Source organism: Roseateles sp. GW821-FHT09G09 (assembly GCF_059415965.1).
The window spans coordinates 267,661-288,727 of record NZ_JBWKOG010000008.1; the positions used below are offsets into that span (position 1 = coordinate 267,661).

The 21,067-nt window shown below is 70.6% G+C and carries 16 protein-coding genes; 8 read left to right on the top strand and 8 right to left on the bottom strand.

Annotated features, from left to right (window positions below):
* Positions 1-48: 48 nt before the first annotated feature.
* Positions 49-867, bottom strand: a complete 819-nt coding sequence (locus AC07O8_RS22185; protein WP_495050099.1) for an isocitrate lyase/PEP mutase family protein — start codon at positions 865-867, stop codon at positions 49-51.
* 338 nt (positions 868-1,205) lie between these two features.
* On the opposite strand from AC07O8_RS22185, the gene AC07O8_RS22190 reads away from it, so the two are divergent.
* On the top strand, positions 1,206-3,392 hold the full coding sequence (locus AC07O8_RS22190; protein WP_495050100.1) for a TonB-dependent siderophore receptor: 2,187 nt from the start codon (positions 1,206-1,208) through the stop codon (positions 3,390-3,392).
* Between the two features lie 34 nt (positions 3,393-3,426).
* Positions 3,427-4,524, top strand: coding sequence for a PepSY-associated TM helix domain-containing protein (locus AC07O8_RS22195; protein WP_495050101.1), 1,098 nt, complete (start codon positions 3,427-3,429; stop codon positions 4,522-4,524).
* A gap of 6 nt (positions 4,525-4,530) precedes the next feature.
* Here AC07O8_RS22195 and AC07O8_RS22200 read toward each other — a convergent pair whose 3' ends face one another.
* Positions 4,531-7,212 (bottom strand): hypothetical protein, encoded by a 2,682-nt coding sequence (locus AC07O8_RS22200; protein ID WP_495050102.1) that lies wholly within the window; start codon positions 7,210-7,212, stop codon positions 4,531-4,533.
* Between the two features lie 282 nt (positions 7,213-7,494).
* Between AC07O8_RS22200 and AC07O8_RS22205 the strand changes: the two genes are divergently transcribed.
* Positions 7,495-8,556, top strand: coding sequence for a hypothetical protein (locus tag AC07O8_RS22205; RefSeq protein ID WP_495050103.1), 1,062 nt, complete (start codon positions 7,495-7,497; stop codon positions 8,554-8,556).
* On the opposite strand, the gene AC07O8_RS22210 is transcribed toward AC07O8_RS22205, so the two are convergent.
* Positions 8,505-9,512 (bottom strand): LysR substrate-binding domain-containing protein, encoded by a 1,008-nt coding sequence (locus AC07O8_RS22210; protein WP_495050104.1) that lies wholly within the window; start codon positions 9,510-9,512, stop codon positions 8,505-8,507. The two genes, AC07O8_RS22205 and AC07O8_RS22210, sit on opposite strands and share 52 nt — an antisense overlap.
* A gap of 190 nt (positions 9,513-9,702) precedes the next feature.
* On the opposite strand from AC07O8_RS22210, the gene AC07O8_RS22215 reads away from it, so the two are divergent.
* From AC07O8_RS22215 to AC07O8_RS22235, 5 genes are all read left to right on the top strand, one after another.
* Positions 9,703-10,710, top strand: a complete 1,008-nt coding sequence (locus tag AC07O8_RS22215; protein ID WP_495050105.1) for a tripartite tricarboxylate transporter substrate binding protein — start codon at positions 9,703-9,705, stop codon at positions 10,708-10,710.
* A 62-nt stretch (positions 10,711-10,772) separates the two neighbouring features.
* Positions 10,773-12,299 carry a UxaA family hydrolase gene (locus tag AC07O8_RS22220; RefSeq protein WP_495050141.1) on the top strand — a complete coding sequence of 509 codons (1,527 nt, stop codon included), beginning with the start codon at positions 10,773-10,775 and terminating at the stop codon, positions 12,297-12,299.
* A gap of 22 nt (positions 12,300-12,321) precedes the next feature.
* On the top strand, positions 12,322-13,773 hold the full coding sequence (locus AC07O8_RS22225; RefSeq protein ID WP_495050106.1) for an NAD-dependent succinate-semialdehyde dehydrogenase: 1,452 nt from the start codon (positions 12,322-12,324) through the stop codon (positions 13,771-13,773).
* A 32-nt stretch (positions 13,774-13,805) separates the two neighbouring features.
* Positions 13,806-14,606 carry a 4-hydroxy-2-oxoheptanedioate aldolase gene (gene hpaI / locus AC07O8_RS22230; RefSeq protein ID WP_495050107.1) on the top strand — a complete coding sequence of 267 codons (801 nt, stop codon included), beginning with the start codon at positions 13,806-13,808 and terminating at the stop codon, positions 14,604-14,606.
* A gap of 87 nt (positions 14,607-14,693) precedes the next feature.
* The gene (locus AC07O8_RS22235; RefSeq protein ID WP_495050108.1) at positions 14,694-15,758 is read left to right on the top strand and encodes a tartrate dehydrogenase; all 1,065 of its coding nucleotides are present in this window, start codon (positions 14,694-14,696) and stop codon (positions 15,756-15,758) included.
* 272 nt (positions 15,759-16,030) lie between these two features.
* On the opposite strand, the gene corA is transcribed toward AC07O8_RS22235, so the two are convergent.
* The 5 genes from corA to AC07O8_RS22260 all read right to left on the bottom strand — a co-directional run bounded on the left by corA (position 16,031) and on the right by AC07O8_RS22260 (position 21,054).
* On the bottom strand, positions 16,031-16,999 hold the full coding sequence (gene corA, locus AC07O8_RS22240; RefSeq protein ID WP_495050109.1) for a magnesium/cobalt transporter CorA: 969 nt from the start codon (positions 16,997-16,999) through the stop codon (positions 16,031-16,033).
* A 101-nt stretch (positions 17,000-17,100) separates the two neighbouring features.
* Entirely contained in the window at positions 17,101-17,553 is a 453-nt protein-coding gene (locus tag AC07O8_RS22245) for a GNAT family N-acetyltransferase (RefSeq protein WP_495050110.1), read from the bottom strand.
* Positions 17,550-18,656: a Fic family protein gene (locus AC07O8_RS22250; protein WP_495050111.1), complete on the bottom strand. Its 1,107-nt coding sequence runs from the start codon at positions 18,654-18,656 to the stop codon at positions 17,550-17,552. Before AC07O8_RS22250 ends, AC07O8_RS22245 begins: the two co-directional genes overlap by 4 nt.
* Positions 18,608-19,456, bottom strand: a complete 849-nt coding sequence (locus AC07O8_RS22255; protein WP_495050112.1) for an ABC transporter ATP-binding protein — start codon at positions 19,454-19,456, stop codon at positions 18,608-18,610. Before AC07O8_RS22255 ends, AC07O8_RS22250 begins: the two co-directional genes overlap by 49 nt.
* Positions 19,453-21,054, bottom strand: a complete 1,602-nt coding sequence (locus AC07O8_RS22260) for an ABC transporter permease (RefSeq protein ID WP_495050142.1) — start codon at positions 21,052-21,054, stop codon at positions 19,453-19,455. Before AC07O8_RS22260 ends, AC07O8_RS22255 begins: the two co-directional genes overlap by 4 nt.
* Positions 21,055-21,067 lie beyond the last annotated feature (13 nt).

Below are 21,067 nucleotides of genomic sequence, written 5' to 3' on the forward strand. Positions count from 1 at the left end.
GCGAGCAAGTGTCGTTCCCTCTCTCCCCGCGTGCGTCCCTCCGGGGCTTCAACGCTGATCGAGATAGCCGAAGCTGCCGTGGTCCCGGATCTCCTCCGCGGCCAGTCGCGCGGCCTTCATCGCGTGCCGGAACAGCGACATCGCCAGGCTGACGCGCTTCACGCCGGCCTCGCCCAGCTCGCGCACGGTGAACGAGCGACCCGGGATGCCCGCCATGAAGTTGACCGGCTTGCCCACCGATGCGCAGACCCGGCGCACCGCGTCGAGGTCCGGCAGCAGCGGCGCGAACAGCACGTCGGCGCCGGCGCGCTCGAAGGCCTGCAGGCGGCGGATCGTGTCGCCCAGATCGTTGACGCCGTGCAGGAAGTTCTCCGAACGCGCCGTGACCAGGAAGGGGAACGGCAGCGCACGCGCCGCCTTGACCGCGGCAGCGACGCGCTCGACGGCGAGATCGAAGTCGAGGATCGCTGCCCCGCCCTCGCTCGACGAGTCCTCGATGGAGCCGCCGACCGCGCCCGCCTCCGCCGCGAGGCGGATCGTCAGCGCGCAGTCCTCGGGACGATGGCCGAAGCCGTTGCCCAGGTCGGCGCTCAGCGGCAGCGGCGTCGCGCCGGCCAGCAGCCGGATGTGCGCGAGCGTCTCGTCGCGCGTGAGCTGCCCGTCGCGTCGACCGACAGCCTCCGCGGCCGCGGCGCTCGACGTCGCCAGCGCGGAGAAGCCCGCCGCCTCGAGCATGCGGGCTGACGCGATGTCCCAGGCGTTCGCGATCACGAAGGGGCCGGGGCGCTCGTGCAGCGCGCGCAAAGCGGCGGCCTTCGCGGCCAGGGTCTCGAGGGTGGGCTCGGGGTTCGTCGACAGGGTAATCATGAAGGCTTCCTCGGTGGGGCAGTCGATGGATGCTAGGCCGCGTTCCTGACGCGGTCTGGCAGCAATCGGACCTGTTCCTCCACCCCCGTTTCCGCCCCCGTTTCCGCCCCCGTTTCCGCCCTGTTACCTCCAAAGGGGTGGCAATGCCGCCACGCTTTTTCCGCCTCCCCCTGCGAACGGGGGCGGATCGCGCGCCCTGCGCACCATAGGCCCCAACCACAATATTGCGAACTATTCGCATTTGATAACGTATCGCGTCACGCCGAATTCCTGCCTCCTCGTTCTCGTTCTCGTTCCCGTTCCCGTCCCTCTCCCGTTCCCGCTCTCCGCTCCATCCCATGCCCCTCCCTGCTTTCCGCCTCCCCGCGCCGCGCCTGTCCCTGATCTCCCTCTCCGTGCTGATGCTGCTGGCCCCGGCCGCGACCCGCGCGCAGAGCGCGCCGGCAGACGCGCCGGCTGCCGACGCGAAGTCGTCGACCGCCGCCGCCACCGGCGATGGCACGCAGAAGCGCTTGCTGGACGAGGTCGTCGTCACGGGCGTGCGCAAGAAGACCTTCGCGCCGACCACCGTGCGCGTCGGCGCCTTCCGCGACCAGGACCCGCTGGACGTGCCGCTGACCAACAACGTCATGTCGCGCGACCTGCTGGACGCGCAGGCCGCGCAGGGCCTGTTCGACGCGCTGAAGAACACCGCCGGCGTGACCCGCTCGCAGGTCAGCGGCTCCACCTACGACAACCTCTCGATCCGCGGGATCATTGTCGAGAACCGCAGCAACTACCGCCTCAACGGCAACCTGCCCGTCGTCAACCTGATCGACATCCCGCTCGAGAACAAGGAGCAGGTCGAGGTGCTGAAGGGGGCGTCGTCGATGTACTACGGCATGGTGCCGCCGTCGGGCATCGTCAACTTCGTGACCAAGCGCGCCGGCCCGACGCCGGTGACCTCGCTGACGACCACCGTCAACGACCATGGCGGCGCGAAGGTCCACATGGACATTGGCCGCCGCTTCGGCGCCGACGACAGCGTGGGCCTGCGCGTCAACGCCGCGACCAGCAAGGAAGAGACCGGCATCGACCGCTACCAGGGCGACCGCGACGTGCTGACCCTGGCCGCGGACTGGCGCGCGACGTCGTGGGCCAACTTCAAGCTGGACGTCGAGCATTACCGCAAGAACACCAGCGAGCAGGCCGGCATCCAGCTGCCCGCCGCGGTGAACGGCGTGATCACGCTGCCGCGCGTGCCGGACAACAAGACCAACCTCGCGCCCGAATGGGCCCGCTACGACGCGCAGGCCGACAACGTGCTGCTGCGCGGCGACTTCGCGCTGAGCGAGGACTGGGTGCTGAGCGTCGAGACCGGCCGCGCCCAGACCGAACGTGACCGCAACAACACGACCTTCATCAACTACAACCCGCAGACCGGCGCCGGCACGGCCAGCGTCAACACGCTGAAGGGTCAGAAGTACACCAACACCAATCACCGCGTCGAGGCCATCGGCCGCTTCGACACCTTCGGCGTCGGGCATGAACTGACCCTGGGCACGACCTACAACCGGCGCGAATCCGCCGGCTGGACCAGCGGCACGGCGACCGCGCCGCAGAACCTGTACGCGCCGGTCGACATCGCGCAGCTGAACCCGACGCTGCGCCAGGCCGGCTTCCCGTCGGAGATCAACGACCGCGGCCTGTACGCCTTCGACCGCGTCTCCCTCGGCGAGCAGTGGCAGTTCCTGGCCGGCGTGCGCAAGACCGTCTACCGCAGCGAGGCGACCAGCCCCACGGCGCCAGTCAGCGTCTATCGCGCCGACAAGGTCACGCCCAACTTCTCGGTGATGTGGAAGCCGATGAAGACCCTGAGCGTCTACGGCAGCCTGCTGCGCGGCCTGGAGGAGACCGGCACCGCGCCGCTGACGGCCGACAACGCCGGCCAGGTGCTGGCGCCCGCCGTGAGCAAGCAGCGCGAGCTGGGCGTGAAGGCGCGCGTGGGCGAGGTGCTGCTGCAGACGGCGGTGTTCCAGACGGACCGCGCGCTGACGACGACGATCAACCGCGTCTACCAGATCGGTGGCGAGGCGCGGTACCGCGGCCTGGAGTTCTCCGCCAGCGGCGAGATCGGCCGCGACTTCGCGATCGTGGCCTCGGCGCTGCTGCTTGACGCCGAGATCACCAAGGTCGGCACCACCAACGCGGGCGAGCTCGGCCAGTCCCCGGAGAACACGCCGAAGAACACGCTGAGCCTCTTCGGCGAATACCGCCTGCCGATGGTGCCGGGCCTGTCGCTGAACGCCGGCGTGTACCACTTCGGCAAGCGCGCGGTGAACAACCTCAACCAGGGTTGGGTCGGCGCGTACGAGACGCTGTCGATCGGCGCGCGCTACCAGTTCCGCGTCATGGACAAGGCTGTCAACCTGCAGGCCAACGTCGACAACCTGACCGACAAGGACTACTGGAGCACCGCCGGCAACAACCTGCTGGGCGTCGGCGCGCCGCGCACGGTGCGCCTGACCGCGAAGGTCGACTTCTGACCGCCCGATCGCAGGACCGTGGGAGCGACGAACCATGGCTCTGATGACCGCGCGCCGCGTCTGGATGTGGCTGCACCGCTGGCTGGGACTGACGCTGGGGATGTTGCTCGCCGCGGCGGCGCTGCTCGGTGCGCTGATGACGGTGCTGCGCCCGCTGGACGAGACCCTGCATCCGGAGCTCTTCCGCACGCCCGCGCGCGACGCGGCGACGGCCGTCGTCGCATCGAGCACGCCGTTGGAGACGCTGCGACGTCGCGTGGCCGATGAATTCGGCCCGAAGGCGACGATGACGATCCGCCCGCCCCGCGAGGAGGGCGAGTCGCTGCGCGTGGCGGTCCGGTCGCCGAAATGGGCGGGCACGGTCTACCTGGATCCGGTCAGCGTCGTCGAACTGGGCCGGCGCGGCGAGACGGAAGGCGTGGCCAACTTCGTCTTCGAGCTGCACAGCGAGCTGCTGCTCGGCGACACCGGCAAGGCGACGCTCGCCTTCACCGCGCTGGCGTATCTCCTGCTGCTGCTCACCGGCCTGATCCTGTGGTGGCCGATGAACGCGGCGCAGTGGAAGCACGCGTTCAAGCTGAAGCTGGACAAGGGCACGACGCGCAGCCTGTTCGACCTGCACCGCTTCGCGGGCGCGGTGCTGGGCCTGATGATCGCCGTGGCGGTTGCCAGCGGCGCGTGGATGGCCTACCGCCCCATCGGCGGCTGGCTCAACACGCTGGTCGGCGACGTCGCGCCCAAGCCGCCCAAGATCGAAAAGACGACGGGCGAGCGCGTGCCGCTGGACGTCGTCGTCGCCGAGGCCCGCACGCGCTGGCCGGGCGCGCAGCTCGGCTTCATCCAGCTGGGCGCCGCGGACACCCGGCCGGTGCGCCTGCGCTTCAAGCTGGCGGGCGACCCGCATCCGAACGGGCTGTCGTCGATCTGGGCGCATCCGGTGGACGGTCGCGTGCTCGGCCAGCAACGCCTGGAGGACCTCGACCTCGCCGTGCGGTCCACCGCGTGGATCTATCCGCTGCACGCGGGTGAGCTCTTCGGCCTCGCCAATCGCGTGATCACTGGCGCGCTCGGACTGGTGCTGTTCGGCATGGGCGTCACCGGCGCATGGCTGTGGTGGCGCCGTCGGCGCTGAGCCGGCTCAAGATCGGATCAGCTCGTCGATGCACCGGGCGACCAGCGCGCTGTCGTCATCGAAGTAATGGGTGTGCGCCCCGGCGCCGACGCAGACGTCCTTGCGCGGCGGCACATCCAGCGCCGCGGCGCCCGGCGCATAGAACGCGGACTGGTGGACGGCCCCGGGCGGCGACGGCTCCCAGATCCAGCGCCCGACGTAGTCCCCCGCGGCAAAGGCATTGGTCCACTTGTCCACGCCCAGCTGGTCCAGTGCGGGACCGGTGCGGACCCAGTGGTACAGGTCGGGGAAGCGCGCCGCGTACAGCTGGCGCAGCGGGCTGCCGGCGGTGAACAGGTGGACCTCGACGTCCTGCAGCCATTGGCCCAGTCGACCGGCGCGGCTGCCGGGATCGCGCATGGCGCGATAGGTCAGGTAACGGAGCAGGTCCGCCGTGATGACCGTGCCCTGGCTGTGCGACACCAGCACGACGCGGGACACGCCGTCCTCCTTCAGGTGCTCCAGCAGGGCCACATAGCGCGCAAAGATGCGGGCGCGCGGAATGGCACTGCGCGGGAACTCGCGCAGGTAGTTGTCGATGTCCAGCATCGCGTCCAGCGGCGCCCGCAGCCACGGCGCGTACTTGGACAGCGTGCGGCCGAACAGCGTCAACGCGCCGAGCGCCGACACCGACCCGATCACGAACGGCGCCAGCAGCGACTGTGACGCGAACCCCGTGCCGGTGATCGCCTGCTTCAGGTCCGCCGCCGTGAACGGCCCCACCAGCCGCAGCAGGTCCACCAGGTAGACGCCGCCGATGTAGGTGGTCGCCAGCGCGCTCACGATGGCGAGCAGCGCGATGAAGTCCTCCAGACGTTCATAGCCGCCGGTCAGCCAGCGGCCGAGGTTGCCCGCCGTCCCCACGCCGCGCTGCAGCTCGGCCAGCACGCTGGGCAGCAGGCTCACCAGCACGTAGGCCACCAGCGCCAGCAGCAGCATGGCCACCAGGAAGAAGGTCGCCGTGCTGTACACATACCGCAGCGTCAGGAAGCTCTCGGCCGGCAGCGCCCGGTAGATGTCGGCGGCGCGGTGCTGAAAGCCCCAGGCATCGGCGCTCACCTCGAACTGCAGGTCGAACAGCCAGGGCCGGTAGCCCCACTTGCCCCCCGCCCGTTCCAGCACCTGGTGCCCGGCGGCCCAGATCACCATGCCCACGGCGGTGAACGAGGTCACGGACACGAACAGCCCCAGCCGCGCCGTCGCGACGCTGGCCCGCGCCGCACCGCCGAGCCCCGCCTGCCGGACGCCGTACCAGGTCCACGGCACGATCAGGGCGGCGGCGGTGATCCACCAGACATAGGTGCCCATCAGCATCACCTCGATGGCGCGCAGCGCCGCGGCGGTCCACCAGGTCCAGAGATCCTGCCGCGGCGGGAACCCGAGCATGACGACCGCGATGGTGCCCAGGCTCACCGCCAGGAAGACCCGGCCGATCAGCAGCGTCGACACGAAGCGCCGGTCCGCGAAGTTCAGGCCGGCGTCGCACAGCAGCGCGAGCACGGCCAGCACGGCGATCCCGAGCACCCATGGCGCGGCGAAGCCTTTCAACGCGACGCCGGCGGCCACCGCCAGCAGGAGCAGCAGCAGCCGCCCCACCGGCGATCGCACGTGGCGATAGACCAGCCACCAGAAGGCCAGCGCCGGCAGCCCCACGGCGAGCATGGTCCGGACGCCCTCGGCGGTCTCGCCCTGCGGATCCCCGTGCAGCGCCGACATCACGACGATGAAGGTCCCCAGCAGCAGCGTCTGCAGGAACAGGTGGGACAACACATGCGCGAACGACCAGTCCAGCGCCGTCTGCAGCCAGGACAGCCGGGCCCAGCGCCGCCGGATCCCCGCGGGCGCCCCGGCGGCGTCGGCCGCGTGCCGCGCCTGGTCGATCGTGTCGCGCGCCAGCTTGGACAACCGGAACAGGATGGTGAACAGCTCGGTCAGGATGGTCGGCAACGCGCTGGACAGCCGCGACAGGTCGGCCCAGTACATCTCATGGAGGTCCACCTGCTGGGTGGTCCGCGCCTGCGCGTCCTCGCGCGTGATGCGGATCCGGTGGCCCTCGACCTGTTCGGTGGCCGCCTTGCCGCGCTGCGCCTTGAAGAGCAGGTAGTCGGTGAAGGCGATGCCGAGGTCCGGCTCGCCCCTCAGCGGATCGCCCGGTGCCTGCGAGCGGGCCCCCTTGGCGTCGTGCGCCGACCGGATCGTCGACTGGTAGTCCTGGACCTTCGCCCGGTCCTCGGCGACCCCGCGTGCCGAGGCGTCCAGCCAGCCGGTCCGTTGAAAATCCGATCTCAGCGACTGTCGCAACGCCTTCATCGCGGTGGGGCGTTCGTCAGGGTCGCGCACCGCCGGCACGCAGCCCTCGAGGACCGGGACCTGCAGCAACAGGCAGTCGCAGCTGCCGTCGCGGTAGTGCACATCCCCGGGCGGACGCGCCGTCAGGAGCGCCGCCAACGCATGCACGGTGGCGCCGGGCGCCTGGTCCGCCACCCCGTGCACGGCGACGACCGCCACGCGCGGGCCGGGCGCCAGGGGCGCTTCGAGCCCGTCGGCATCGGGCGAGTAGGGCGCATCGGGAGCATCGGGCGCATCGGAGGCATCGCGCGCCGCGATCTCCTCGCGTTCGTCACGCGGGTCCAGCCCTGGCTCGGTCATGGCATCCACCTCCCGGACCTGGAGGATGGTGCGCGCTGCCCGCGATGTCATCCCCCATGGAGGGGACACCCCCGGCCGGCAGCTTTTCCCGATGCCGGCGCCTCCGAGCAAGACCCGGCCCCGCATCGCCAGGACGAGCGTCCCCGACGACGGCGACGGGCTTCCCCACCCCCGGGACTCTCATCTGCCCACGGTCCTGCGCCATCGCCTCCCTCACCCCGGTGCTTCTCCAACCTGATGCCGCTGTACCACCTCCCGCCTTCGCCCATCCCGCCGTCCCCGGTGGGAATGCCTGCCACGCCCGCCGGACGGGAGCCGTCCGCCGAGAACTCCGAGATCGCCGAGATCGCCGGGATCGCCGCGGCCCCACCGCCGGCGCCGCCGCCCGACGCCCCCGGCGCACAGGCGCTCGAACGCCGCTGGGCCCGGTCGATCGCGACGCACGCGCTGTGGTCGCGGCAGGCGCCCGTCGTGCCGCTGCTGCTGGACTGGCTGCGCGACGCCGAGCCCATCGCCCGCACGCTGGGCCCGGCGATGTGGCGGCACTTCGCACAGCATCTGTTGCAGCACGCCAGCACCCGCGACCTGCGCGCGATGGGTCTGGACGAGCGCGTCGAGTCGCGCGTCTGGGCTTCCTGGCCCGAATGGCGGACCGCCGGTTTCCGCATCGCCGACGCGCCGGGGCGCCTGCACCGGGCCGTCGTCTGGTGGGAGGACGGGCGCCTGCCCGAGTACCCCGACACCGAGCGCGTGTTCGAGATGCCCTACGGCGCCGCGCTCTGGCTCGACGGCCGACTGCTGCCCTATCCGCAGGAGCTGAACTTCGGCTGCTCGGTCAACGGCTCGGGCGAATGGATCGACGACCGCTACTTCGTCGTCGACGTCGACGGCCCGACGGAGCATCCCGACTACGTCGAGGAACTCGCCAACGGCCGGGGCTCGGTGCTGAGCCTGCTGGTGGTCGACGCGAAGCACCGGACCTGCCACCTGCTCAACCCGCGCGCCCATGAACCGTGGCTGCGGCCACGCATCACCGTGCAGGACGACGGCCGCTGGCGCATCGATCCCGGCACCGACGCCGGGGATGCCGACACGCTGTACGACGAGGACGCCGACCGGCCCGCCACGCCCTCGCGGCTGATGCTGCCGTCGGACCTGCCCCCGGCCTCCATCGAGGCCGAGATCCCCGACGACGAGGCGGAGCCGCGCTCCCTCGCGCCGGCCTGGCGCCATGTCGTCGACGCCTGGAACGCGGACCGCGACCGGCTGGTCGGCCTGCTCGGCGAGATGAACTACGAACTGGCCCTGGACAGCTTCCGCGACGCCGCCTTGGGTTGGCGATGAAGCTGGCGATGAGGCGGGTGGGCGGCGGCCGCTTCCCGGCAGCAGGCCATGAACTGCGCCGCCGCCGGGGACGGCCGGCGGGCGCGCATCGTCAGCAGGCCCACCGGCGGCAGCTCGATCGGCACCTCGATCGGCAAGGCCTTCGCCAGCCCTTCCCGGGCGAGGTAACGCGCCACGTTGTCCGCCACGAACGCCGCCGCGCCGCGCTGGCGCAGGAAGGTCAGCGTGACCAGGAAGGACGCGCTCTCGACGATGTCGCTCGGCGGATCCAGCTGCTGTGAATAGAACATCTGGTTGAGCTTGATCCGCGACGAGGCCCACGGCGGCGGCATCACCCACGGCATGCGGGCCAGCTCGGCCCAGGGCGGCCGCTTCGACTTGCGGGCCGTCGCCAGCGGGTGGTCCGGCCGCACGACGATGCGCATCGCCTCCTCGACCAGCGGCTCGGTCGCCAGGTCCGGCGACGCGTAGCCCGGTTCCAGCCGGGCCACGATCACGTCGAGCTCGCCGACGCGCAGCCGCGGCAGCAGGCGCGTCAGGTCGCCCTCCTCGATGTGGACCGTCGTCAGCGAGGAATGGCGCTTGAGCCGCTCGACCGCGCCGGCCACCAGTCCGGGCGTCGCCACCACCATCGCGCCGACGCTGACGCGCCCCGCCGCGCCGCTGGCCACGGCGTCGATCTCGTCGCGGGTGCGCGCGAAGTCCGACAGCACCGATCGCGCGAAGCGCACCACCGCCTCGCCGAAGGGCGTGGGCTCGGTGCCGCGCGTGGAGCGCGTGAACAGGTCCAGCCCGAACATGCGCTCGACCTCGGCCAGCGACTTCGACACCGCCGGCTGGGTCTGCGACAGGAACTCCGACGCCCGGCCGAGATGGCGGAACTGGTCGAGCGCCACCAGCATCTGCAGATGCCGCAGCTTCAGGTTGGAACGGAGGACGCGATCGATCTGGCTCATGGGCGCATCTTAGGAGCCCGCCGCGCTTTCATTCCGTTCATGACATGAAGACAGTCCGGTTCTTCAATTGAGTCGCATGGAGCGGATGACCACAATGCATCGCACAGAGACCTCGCGGCACCGACCCAACGAGGCCCCCGCCCACGATCCCGATCGGTGCGAGCATCGATCCCGAGCCAGGAGACAAGACATGACCATCCGCATGGACCGCCGCCGCGTCCTGATCGCCGGCGCCGCCGGCCTCGGCGCCAGCGCCCTCGCGCTGCCGCCCTTCGTCAGATCGGCCCATGCCGCCGCGTATCCGTCCGAACGCGCCATCACCTTCATCTGCCCCTGGCCCGCCGGCGGCACCGCCGACGTGACGATGCGCTCGCTGTGCATGGCCGCGGGCAAGGTCCTCGGCCAGACGATCATCATCGAGAACCGGGCCGGCGCCTCCGGCATGCTCGGCACCAAGGTGCTGTCGACGTCCAAGCCGGACGGCTACACGATCGGCCAGGTGCCGATCTCGGTGACCCGCTTCGCGCAGCTGCGCACGGTGCAGCTCGACCCGCTCAAGGACTTCACCTACCTGGCCCGCGTCAACGGCCAGACCTTCGGCCTGGTGGTGCGCGCGGACTCGCCGTGGAAGACGCTGGCCGAGTTCGTCGCCGCCGCCAAGGCCAAGCCCGGCCTGATCACCTACGGCAGCGCCGGCATCGGCGGCGCGACGCACGTCGGCATGGAGGAGTTCAACCTGCTCGCCGGCATCCAGCTCAACCACATCCCGTACAAGGGCGGCGCCCCGGCGCTGCAGGACCTGCTCGGCGGCCAGGTGGACGCGGTGGCCGACTCCACCTCGTGGGCGCCGCACGTCAAGTCCGGCAAGCTGCGCCTGCTGGTCACCTGGGGCGCGACGCGCACCAAGGACTTCGCCAACGTGCCCACGCTCAAGGAAGCCGGCTACGACCTGGTCGTCGACGCGCCCAACGGCATCGGCGCGCCCAAGGGCATGGACCCGGCGGTCGTCGTCAAGCTGCGCGACGCCTTCCGCAAGGCGGCGGCGGATCCCGATTTCATCGCCACCTGCGATCGCATCGACTCCCCGGTGATGTACCTCGACCAGCCCGACTACGAGAAGTACATCGCCGCCACCTACCGCAAGGACACGCAGCTGATCGAACGCCTGAAGCTGCGCGAGCTGCTGGCGAAGGGCTGAGCATGACGTCGACCTCGGCCGGCGCCACCACCTCCGACGCGGTTGCCGCCGCGTCGGCCGCGATGGCGACCTCGTCGCCGCTGTTGCGCCTGCACCGCGACGACAACGTCCTGATCGCGCGCCAGGTGCTGACGCTGGGCCAGGCGCTGCCGGAATTCGGGCTGCGCCTGAAGGCCCAGGTCCCCGCCGGCCACAAGATCGCGGCGCGCCGCATCGCCGCCGGCGAGCCCATCCGCAAGTACAACGCCGTCATCGGCGTCGCCGCGCGCGACATCGAGCCCGGCGACTACGTGCACGCGCACAACATCGCGCTGGTCGAGTTCGACCGCGATCCGGCCTTCGGCGCGGACGTGAAGCCGGTGGACTACCTGCCCGAGTCCGAACGCGCCACCTTCATGGGCATCGTGCGCGCCGACGGCCGCGTGGCGACGCGCAACTTCATCGGCATCCTGGCCTCGGTGAACTGCTCGTCGACCGCGATCAACCGCATCGCCGAGCACTTCACGCCGGAGCGCCTGAAGGACTATCCGAACGTCGACGGCGTGGTCGCCTTCGCGCAGACCACCGGCTGCGGCATGTCCTCGCCCAGCCCGCACTTCGACCTGCTGCGCCGCACGATCGCCGGGTATGCGAAGCACCCCAACCTGGGCGGCGCACTGATCGTCGGCCTGGGCTGTGAGCGCAACCAAGTCTCCGGCCTGATGGAGTCGCAACACCTGGTCCCCGGCGAGACGCTGCAGACGCTGGTGATGCAGGACACCGGCGGCACGCGCGCCACGATAGCGGCCGGCATCCGCGCCGTCGAGGCGATGCTGCCGATCGCCAACCGCGTGACGCGTCAGCCGGTCAGCGCGGCGCACCTGAAGATCGGCCTGGAATGCGGCGGCTCGGACGGCTTCTCCGGCATCGGCGCCAACCCCGCGTTGGGCGCGGCGATGGACCTCCTCGTGCGCCACGGCGGCACCGCCATCCTGTCGGAGACGCCGGAGATCCACGGCGTCGAATACATGCTCACCCGCCGCGCGGTCACGCCCGAGGTCGGCCAGAAGCTGCTCGACCGGCTGGCCTGGTGGGAGGAGTACACCCGCGGCCAGAACGGCCAGTTCAACGGCGTCGTCGGCCCCGGCAACCAGGCGGGCGGGCTGGCCAACATCTTCGAGAAGTCACTGGGCTCCGCGATGAAGGGCGGCACGACGCCGCTGCGGGAGGTCTATGAGTACGCCGAGCCCATCGAGCAGTCGGGCTTCGTGTTCATGGACTCGCCGGGTTACGACCCGGTCGCCGTCACCGGCCAGATCGCCAGCGGCGCCAACCTGATCTGCTTCACCACCGGGCGCGGCTCGATGTTCGGCTCCAAGCCGGCGCCGACGCTCAAGCTGGCCAGCAACACGCCGATGTACACGCGCCTCGAGGAGGACATGGACATCAACTGCGGCCTCGTCATCGACGGCGTGCTGACCATCGAGCAGATGGGGCAGCAGATCTTCGAGCACCTGCTGCGCTCGGCCTCGGGCGAGCCGACCAAGAGCGAGCTGCTCGGCCTCGGCGACCACGAGTTCGTGCCCTGGCACCTGGGCATCGTGAGCTGAATTCCCTGAATCCGAGGTCCCCATGAAGACGCAGAACCACATCGCCGGTCGCTGGTGCGACGCGGCCGCGGGCGACCGCTTCCCGGTCGTCGATCCTGCCGACGACAGCCGCATCGCCGACGTCCCCGACAGCCGCGCGGAGGACGCGCTCGCCGCGGTTGACGCCGCGCATGCCGCCTTCGAGGGCTGGCGGGCGGTGCCGGCCAGGCAGCGCGCGGCGATCCTCAAGCGCTGGAACGACCTGATCCTGCGCGACCAGGACCGCCTCGGCGCGCTGATCTCGCAGGAGCAGGGCAAGCCGCTCGCGGAAGGCCGCGCCGAAGTCGCGTATGCGGCGAGCTACGTCGAATGGTTCGCCGAGGAAGCCACGCGCGCCAACGGCGAGGTGATTCCCGCGCCGGTCCAGGGCCGCCGCATGCTGGCGCTGCGCGAGCCGGTCGGCGTCGTCGCCGCGATCACGCCGTGGAACTTCCCCGCCGCGATGATCGCCCGCAAGCTCGCGCCGGCGCTGGCCGCCGGCTGCACCGTGGTCGCCAAGCCCGCCGAGGACACGCCGCTGACCTCGCTGGCGCTGGTCGAGCTGGCCGTCGAAGCCGGCCTGCCGCCCGGCGTGCTCAACATCGTCTGCGCCTCGCGCGAGCGCACGCCCGAGGTCGTCGACGTCTGGCTGGCCGACGCGCGCGTCCGCAAGATCACCTTCACCGGCTCGACGCCGGTGGGCAAGCACTTGGCGCGGGAATCCGCGGCGACGCTGAAGAAGCTGTCGCTGGAGCTCGGCGGCAACGCGCCCTTCATCGTCTTCGACGACGCCGATGTCGATGCGGCCGTGGACGGCCTGATGGCGGCGAAGTTCCGCAACGGCGGCCAGACCTGCGTGTGCCCGAACCGCGTGTTCGCGCAGGCGGGCATCCACGACCTGTTCGTCGAGAAGCTCGCGGCGCGCGTCGGCGCGTTGAAGGTCGGGCCGGCCAGCCGCAGCGACTCGCAGATCGGTCCGATGATCAACGCCCGCGCGCTGGACAAGATCGAGCGCCACGTCGACGACGCCGTCGCGCACGGCGCCCGGGTCGTCACCGGCGGCAAGCGTGTGCGCAACGAGGTGGCGACCGGCCCCCACTACTTCGCCCCGACCGTGCTGACCGGCGCGACGACGGCGATGCTGCTCTGGCACGAGGAGACCTTCGGCCCGGTCGTGCCGGTGTTCCGCTTCGACGCCGAGGACGAGGTCGTCGCCGCCGCGAACGACACGCCCTTCGGACTGGCCGCCTACTTCTACACCCGGGACATCGACCGCGCCTGGCGCGTCGCCGATGCGCTGGAGAGCGGCATCGTGGGCCTCAACGAGGGCGCGATCGCGGCCGAGTCCGCGCCCTTCGGCGGTGTCAAGGAATCCGGCTACGGCCGCGAGGGGTCCACGCACGGGCTCGACGACTACCTCCACATCAAGTACGTGTGCCAGGGCGGCCTGTCGTGAGCGCATCGACGAGCGCACCAGCGAATGCATCCATGAACTTCTCCAACACCTTCAAGCTGGGACTGGCCGCGCGCCGGCCGCAGGTCGGCCTGTGGCTGTCGATGGCGCAGGCCTACAGCGCCGAGGTCTGCGCGACCGCCGGCTTCCAGTGGCTGCTGATCGACGGCGAGCATGCGCCCAACGAGCTGACCAGCACGCTGCAGCAGCTGCAGGCGGTGGCGCCCTACCCGGCGCATCCGGTGGTGCGCGCGGTCAACGCGGACAAGGACGGCATCAAGAAGCTGCTCGACATCGGCGTGCAGACGCTGCTGGTGCCGATGATCGACACGGCCGGGCAGGCGGCGGCGGTCGTCGCCGCGACGCGGTATCCGCCGCTGGGCGTGCGCGGCGTCGGCGCCGCGGTGGCGCGTGCGTCGCGTTGGGGGCTGCGACGCCAGTACCTGGACGAGGCCGACGACGAGGTCTGCGTGCTGGTCCAGGCGGAGACCGCAACGGCGCTGAAGAACCTCGCGGCGATCTGCGCCGTGGACGGCGTCGACGGCGTGTTCATCGGACCGGCGGATCTCGCGGCCTCGATGGGCCATCGCGGCAATCCCACGCATCCCGAGGTGCAGGCGGCGATCGACGACGCGATCCGCACCATCGTCGCCAGCGGCAAGGCCGCCGGCACCCTGACCGGCGACGCCCAACTGGCCCGCCGCTACCTGTCGCTGGGCGCGACCTTCGTCGCCGTGGGCATCGACGTCACGCTGCTCGCACAGGCCACGCGGCGCCTTGCGGCAGACTTCGACCTGGCCCCGCCGCAACCGGCCCCGACCGGCTCGCCTTACTGACCGTATCGAACGCACCGCCGCGCGTGAACCGCCCCGTCAAGCGGACGGCATCCCGCGCGCCTCCTGATCTCCGTTGAAAGCACGACCATGAGCAAGACGTACAAGATCGCCGTCATCCCCGGCGACGGCATCGGCAAGGAAGTGATGCCCGAAGGGCTGCGTGTGCTGGACGCCGCCGCGAGGCGCTTCGGCATCCAGTTCGACTTCACCCACATCGACTGGGCCAGTTGCGACTACTACGCCGAGACCGGCCAGATGATGCCGGACGACTGGAAGGCCCAGCTGGAAGGCCAGGACGCGATCTTCTTCGGCGCGGTGGGCTGGCCGGCGACGGTGCCGGACCACATCTCGCTGTGGGGCTCGCTGCTGAAGTTCCGTCGCGAATTCGACCAGTACATCAACCTGCGTCCGGTGCGGCTCTTCGAAGGCGTGCCCTGCCCGCTGGCCAACCGCAAGCCCGGCGAGATCGACTACTTCGTCGTGCGCGAGAACACCGAGGGCGAATACACCAACCTCGGCGGCGTGATGTACGCCGGCACCGATCGCGAGATCGTGATCCAGGAGTCGGTCTACTCGCGCTTCGGCGCGGACCGGGTGCTGAAGTACGCCTTCGAGCTGGCGCAGAGCCGCGAGCGCAAGCACCTCACGGTGGCGACCAAGAGCAACGGGATCGCGATCTCGATGCCGTGGTGGGACGGGCGCGCGGACGCCGTCGGCGCCGGGTATCCGTCGGTCACCGTGGACAAGCAGCACATCGACATCCTCAGCGCGCGCTTCGTGCTGCAGCCGGGCCGCTTCGACGTGGTGGTCGCGTCCAACCTGTTCGGCGACATCCTGTCGGACCTGGGTCCGGCGACGACCGGGACGATCGGGCTGGCGCCGTCGGCCAACTTGAATCCCGAGCGCAACTTCCCGTCGCTGTTCGAGCCGGTGCACGGCTCCGCGCCGGACATCTACGGCAAGAACATCGCCAATCCGGTCGCGATGATCTGGTCGGGCGCGTTGATGCTGCAGTTCCTGGGTGAGCAGGAAGCGCATGACGCGATCCTGAAGGCGATCGAGCAGACGCTGGCGTCGGGTCCGCGGACCGGCGACCTGGGCGGGACAGCCAACACCACGGAGATGGGCGAAGCCATCGCCGCGTTGATCTGAACTGATCTGATCTGATCAAAACTGATCTGAACTGATCTGAACTTGATCCTGAAACCTCCCCGGCGATCGACAGAGGACCGGGTGGCTCCCTCTCCCGCTTGCGGGAGAGGGTGGGGGTGAGGGCCAGCGGCCGTCGCACACCACCAACCCCAGGCTTCCGTACTTCCACCGCTGCTGGCCCTCACCCCTGCCCTCTCCCGCAAGCGGGAGAGGGAGTAAGACGTTCAGCGCGCTGGGGGGAGCAAGCGTCTCTGCACGCAGAGCAGCAAGGACTAAAGCCAGCCGGCCTTGCGGAAGCGCCAGAACAGGACGCCGCACGTGGCGGTGATCACGCCGAGCGCGACCGGATATCCGAAGCGCCACTTGAGCTCCGGCATCACCTCGAAGTTCATCCCCCAGATCCCGGCGAACGCGGTCGCGGCCGCGAAGATCCCCGCCCACGCCGCCAGGCGTTTGGTCGTCTCCGAGTCCTCGATGGCCGCCATCGACAGATGGACCTGGATGACGGTCGTCGCGGTATCGCGCAGCGAGTCGAGCGCCGACTGCATGCGCTCCAGGTGGTCGTAGACGTCGCGGAAGTACTCCCGGGTGTCCTCGCAGACCGGCGGCACGCGGCCGCGCACCAGCTTGCCGACCGCGTCGAGCAAGGGCGACACGGCATGCTTGACCACGGTCACCCGCTGCTTGAGCTCATACACGCGCCGGATGTTCTCGCGCGTGACGCCGGGTTCGAAGATGTGGGCCTCGATGGCCTCGAGCTCGGTCTCCAGCGCCTCGATGACGGGGAAGTAGCGGTCCACGACCGCATCCATGATCGCGTACATCACGAAGCCGGGACCGCGCTTGAGCATGTGCGGCTCCCTCTCCGCGCGAGCGCGCACGCCCAGCAGGCTCTGCGCGACGCGGTTGCGGATCGACAGCACGAAGTTGTTGCCCACGAAGATCGACACCTCGCCGGTGCAGAGCTCGTCGGTGGGCGTGAACTGCACGGTCTGCATGACGGCGAACAGCGTGTCGCCGTACTCCTCGACCTTGGGCCGCTGCTGGCCGTGCAGCGCGTCCTCGACGGCGAGTTCGTGCAGGTCGAACTCCTCCTTCATCGCGAGGATCTCCTCCGACGACGCGTCGCGCAAGGCGACCCAGACGAAGCAGTCGGGCAGCTTGATGTAGTCGCTGATGTCTTCCGGCCGGATATCGGCCAGTCGGCGGCCGTCGCGGTACGCGACACAGTTGATGAGCATGGAATGTCTCGCTTGTTCTTGAATGCGGAAGCGCTCAGGCCGAGCGTAGCCCGTTCGGCATCAAGGTCGCATCAAGAGAAACCGAGGGGAAGCCGCTCCGTTCAAGGGGGCGGCAATTCCAGCACCTCGTCGCCGAAGCCGTCGCGCTCGCCGGTGGGGCGCCAGCCCAGCCGGCGGTAGAAGCCGTGCGAACGGTGCGCGGGGTTGTCGGAGCAGCCGAGGAACAGCCGCCGATGGCCCAGCCCGCGCAGGTGCGCGACCGTGCGTTCCAGCAGCGCGCGCCCGAGCCCGTGGCCCTCGTGCTCGGGCAGCAGCGCCAGCACGACGATCTCGCCGCTGCCGGCGTCGCCGAAGCAGTAGCCGGCCATCACGCCGCCGGCCTCGGCGACGAAGCCCGGCAGCTCGCCGTCGCGGACCTGGCCGGACCAGGAGGCCTCGGTGATGCCAAGTTCCGCGAGGCGGGCCGCGGGCACGGCGTTCTCTCGCGTGCGGCCGCGCAGGGCGATGCAGGCGGCGATGTCGGCCGGGACGGCGGGGCGGAGGAAGAAGCTCATGTCTCTTCGTGATTCAGCAGATCGAGATAGGCGGTGTACACGAAGATCGGCTCGCCGGCTCTTCCGCATGCCCGGTGGATCAGGCCGAGATCCACCAGCACCGACACCCCGCGGTCGATGGCGGCCACGTCCAGTCCGTTGAAGGCGGCGATGTCGGCGCGCCGGGCCACGGGCCGGCAGAAGAGCGCGTGATGCACGCGCAAGGCGTCCTCGTGGCGGGCGGCCTCACGCCGGATGCGCACGCCGTCCGTCGTGTACAGCCGCGTGATCGCCAGGGCCAGATTCACCGCCTGCTCCGCTGCGAGCTGCACGCCGCCCGCGAAGAACCACAACCACTCTTCCCAGTAGCCGTGCTCGCGCACCTGCTGCAGCAGCTCGTAGTAATCGCTCCGATGCGCCTTGAAGTAGAGCGACAGGAACAGCACGGGCTCGCGCAGGACCCCGTCGGCCATGAGCATCAGGGGAATCAGCAATCGGCCGAGCCGACCGTTGCCGTCCAGATACGGATGGATGGTCTCGAATTGGAGGTGGGTCAGCGCCGCCTTCCTGAGCGCCGGGTAGCGCTCGGGCTGGCCGTTGATGAAGCGCTCCAGCTCGGACAGGCACTGGGCGAGCCGATGCGGCGGAGGCGGCACGAAGCTGGCGTCCGTCGCCGATGGTCCGCCGATCCAGTTCTGCGTGCGACGGATCTCCCCGGGGGCCTTCCCCATGCCCCGGCCCTGCGTCATCAGGCGCCGATGCATCTCGTTCATCAGCCGCGTGCAGATCGGCAGCCCGCGGTGCAGGTGGTCGACCCCGTGCTCCAGGGCCGACACGTAGCAGGACACCTCCTGCACATCGTCCACGGGCACGCCGGGCGCGCCATCCGCCTCGTACAACATCAGGTCGGCCAATGAGGATTGCGTGCCCTCGATCCGCGACGACAGGACGGCTTCCTTGCGGATGTAGCTGTACAGCAGGATGGTGGGATCCGGCATGAGCAGCGACAGGCCGTCCAATCGCCCCAACGCCAGGTTGGCGCGATCCAGGCGCTCCTCCAGGTCGGCGTCGAGGATCAGCGAGGGACGCGGCGGCAGCGGCGCCGGCACGAAGGCCCGGCACACCTTGCCACCGGCAATCGAATACTCATGGCATCCAGCAATTCCGCGTCGCATGGGAACTCCGTGTTGAAGCAGCTCGCGATGCTCCGCTTCCCGACGGAACTTTCAATGGCTGCAATGCGCTGCGCGCCTATCCGTGTCGGTCGCCATTCCACGAGCCGTCCCCCCGCCATCACACCGATCCAGTCCGCCATCGCCTCGGCTTCACCGGCGTCGTGCGTGACCATCAACGCGGTCTGGCCCGCCGAGCGCAGGATGTCGCGCACTTCGACGACGAGCCGGTCCCGCGTGGCCGTGTCGAGGTTCGAGAACGGCTCGTCGAGCATCAGCAGGCGCGGCGACGGCGCCAGCGCCCGCGCGAGCGCCACCCGCTGCTGCTGACCGCCGGACAGCTCGTGCGGCATGCGGGGTCCCAGCGCGTCGAGCCCGACCAGCGTCAGCAGCTCGCGCACGCGGCGATCACGCTCGGCACCTGGCCGGCGACGCAGGCCGAAGCCGACATTGGCGGCCGCCGTCAGATGCGGGAACAGGGCGATCTCCTGGAACAGCAGGCCGACGCCGCGCTGCTCGGGCGCGACGTGGACGCCGGGGCCGGACAGCACGCGGCCGTCCAACGACACCCGGCCCGCGCTCAAGGGCTCGAAGCCGGCGATCGCGCGCAGCGCGGTGCTCTTGCCGCAACCCGACGGGCCGAGCAGGCAGGCGATGCCGCCCAGCGGCAGCGTCAGCGACAGCCCGTTCAGCACGGCGTCTTCCGCGCCCGGGTAGCGGACCTGCAGACCCTCGAGGGCGAGCGTGGTCATCGGGGTTCCTTCATCGCGGCTTGTTCCCTGCTCAGCAACAGCACCGCCGGCAGACCGACGGCGACGATCAGCAGCGCCGCGAGCGCGCCGTGCTCGTAGCTGCCGCGCGCGGCTTCGGCGTAGAGCAGCGTCGGCAGCGTCTCGACGTTGGCGGGCCGCAGCAGCAAGGACGCGGGGAGTTCCTTCATCACGTCGATGAAGACCAGCAGGGCGCTCGCGGTGAGCGCGGGGCGCAGCAGCGGCAGGTGGACGCGGCGCAACACGCCGAGCGGCGTCTCGCCCAGGCAGCGGGCGACCTGCTCCAGCGGCGCCGGCACGCGCGCCAGGCCGGCTTCGATGCCGCCGATCGGCAAGGCGAGGAAGCGCATCGCGCAGGCCATGACGAGTACCGCGCCGAGGCTCATCAGCGGCAGCCCGGGCAGTCCCGCCGCGTTGGCGAACCAGCCGTCGACGGCCAGCGCGGGCGGCAGCAGGCCGATCGCCAGGACCGTGCCGGGCACCGCATACCCCAGCGCGGCGCTGCCCAGCCACCAGGCGCGCGGACGTCCCGCGCCGCCCGTCGAGCGGGCCGCCCACGCGACGACCAGGCCCGCCGCCACGGCGATCGCCGTCACGCTCAAGGCCAGTCCCGCCGAATGCATCGCGCCCGAGACAACCTCGGTCGACAGGCCGTGGCCTTCCCGCGCGCGCTTCCAGGCCAGCACCGCCAGGTGACCGGCGGGCAGCACGAAGCCGATCAGCACCGGCAAGGACGCCGCCGCGGTCGCGAGCCAGGCCGATGCGCCGCGCAACCGACGCGGCGCCTCGGCCCGCATCGCGCGCACGCTGCCGGCGCGCTGACGGCGTCGTCCCTGCCGCTCCAGCCAGGCCAGCAGCGCCACCATCGCCAGCATCGCGCAGGCGATCTGCGCGGCCGCGCCGAGGTCCGATCGCGTCACCCAGGTCGTGTAGATCGTCGTGGTCAGCGTCGTCACGCCGAGGAACTCGGAGGCGCCGACGTCGTTCAGCACCTCCAGCAGCACCAGTCCCACGCCCACCGCGAGCGCAGGCCGCGCCATCGGCAGCGCGACGCGCCGGAAGGCGCCCCAGGGTCCTTCGCCGAGCAGCCGCGCCGCTTCCATCAAGCGGGCGGGCTGCGTCGAGAACATCGCGCGCATGCTCAGGTAGACATAGGGATAGAGGACCGCCGACAGCACCAGCACCGCGCCGCCCATCGAGCGGGCGTCGGGCAGCCGGAACTGGCGCGGCGACTCGACCCCGAGCAGCGCGCGCACGGCGCCCTGGAACGGTCCGATCGGATGCAGGAGGTCGACGTAGCTGTAGGCCGCGATGTAGGTCGGCACCGTCAAGGGCAGCAGCAGGGCCCAGCGCAGCACCGTGCGGCCGGGGAAGTCGACGCGCGTGACCAGCCACGCGCAGCCGGTGCCGACGACCGCCGTCAGCAGGCCGACGCCGGTCAGCAGCGTCGCCGTCTGCGCGGCGGCGCGCGGCAGCACGTGCTCGGCCAGATGGGCCCAATGCGCGGCCCCGGCGCCCAGCGCCGTCCAGGCCAGCGCGCCCAGCGGCGCCAGCACGACGAGCGCGATGGCCAGGGCCATCGCGCGCCACAAC